1 protein-coding gene and 1 pseudogene are annotated in these 1,618 nt (G+C 77.5%); both read right to left on the bottom strand.

Going from position 1 to position 1,618, the window contains the following annotated elements; translation table 11 throughout:
• The coding region (locus GTW40_RS09730) for a glycosyltransferase family 1 protein (RefSeq protein WP_161179766.1) at positions 1 to 969 on the bottom strand (969 nt) is incomplete at its 3' end.
• A gap of 218 nt (positions 970 to 1,187) precedes the next feature.
• A pseudogene (locus GTW40_RS09725) lies at positions 1,188 to 1,618 on the bottom strand (HEAT repeat domain-containing protein); the annotation flags it as partial.

The following is a 1,618-nucleotide window of genomic DNA, read 5'->3' as shown; positions in this document are numbered from 1 at the left end:
GGCGTCGCGCAGGGCGGGGGTGTCGTCCGGCGGGACGAGGAGTCCGGTGCGGCCGTGGTCGACGAGGTCGAGCGGGCCGCCGACGGCGGGCGCGACCACGGGCACCCCGCTCGCCATGGCCTCCTGGACGGTCTGGCAGAAGGTCTCGAAGGGGCCGGTGTGCGCGAACACGTCCAGCGAGGCGAAGATCCGGGCGAGTTCACCGCCCTCGCGGCGCCCGAGGAACACCGCGCCGGGCAGCGCCTCGGTCAGGTGGGCCCGGCTGGGTCCGTCGCCCACGACGACGACCCGTACGCCGTCCAGGCCGCAGACCCCGGCGAGGAGGTCGACGCGCTTCTCGGGGGCGAGACGGCCGACGTAGCCGACGATCAGCTCACCGTTGGGGGCGAGTTCGCGGCGCAGCGCCCCGTCGCGCCGGTCGGGGCGGAAGCGTGCGGTGTCCACGCCCCGGGGCCACAGCCGCAGCCGGGGCACGCCGTGCGCGGCGAGGTCGGCGAGGGCGGCGGTGGAGGGGGCGAGGGTGAGGTCGGCGGCGGAGTGGACGGAGCGGATGCGCCGCCAGGCGGGCGCCTCACCGGCGCCGAGGTACGTCCGCGCGTACCCGGCGAGGTCGGTCTGGTAGACGGCGACGGCGGGGATGCCGAGGCGGGCGGCGGCGGCCATGCCGCGTGCGCCGAGGACGAAGGGGCTGGCCAGATGGACCAGGTCGGCGCGGTGCGCGGTGAGCGCGGCCGCCAGGCGTCTGCTGGGCAGCGCGACACGGACCTGGGGGTAGCCGGGCAGGGGCAGGGAGGGGACGCGGACGACGGGGCAGGGCTCGGGGCCGAGCGGGGTGCCGGGCGCGGGAGCGGGGGCGACGACGAGGGGGGCGTGGCCGCGCGCGGCGAGATGCCGGGCGGTCTGGACGGCGCAGTGGGCGACGCCGTTCACATCGGGCGGAAAGGATTCGGTCACGATGACGACACGCATACGGCTGTTCTCGCCATGACAGGCGTGTCCGCGTCGACGTCGATCTGTCCGGGCGGGGAACGTCCCATGAGCGTTGGGCCGCGCAGGAGGCCGGTGAGCACGGGTCCCGTGCACAGGGCTCCGGGACGTCACGGGTCTCGCCCGGGGCCGGCCGTGACGCGCGGCCGGCCCCGACGGGGGTCACATGGCCCGGCGAAGGCCGCCTGGCCCGACGGGAGTCACATCGTCTGCGCGTCCGGCCCGATGCGGCTGCGGACCGCCGTCTGGACCTCGGCCTCCTCGGCCGGGTCGGCGGCGAGGCGGCGCAGGCGCTCGACCACGCGGGCGTCGCCGGTCTCGGCGTGCCGGGCGGCCAGTTCGCGGGTGGTCTCCTCGCAGTCCCACAGGCATTCGACGGCGAAGCCGGTGGCGAAGGAGGGGTCGGTGGCGGCGAGGGCGCCGGCGGCGCGGCCGCGCAGATGGGAGGAGGCCGTCTCGCGGTAGACGTGGCGCAGGACGGGGGCCGCGCAGGCGATGCCCAGGCGTCCGGCGCCGTCGACCAGGGTCCACAGGGTGGGCGCGTCCGGCCCCTCGCCCCGTACGGCCTCGCGCAGGGCGCCGAGGACGAGGTCGCCGTCCTGGGCGGTGCCCCGGCAGGCGAGGACGCGTC

Source organism: Streptomyces sp. SID4985, from assembly GCF_009863025.1.
Lineage (GTDB): Bacteria > Actinomycetota > Actinomycetes > Streptomycetales > Streptomycetaceae > Streptomyces.
The sequence above is the reverse complement of the archived record's forward strand: the minus strand, read 5'-3'. Positions and strand labels throughout refer to the sequence as shown.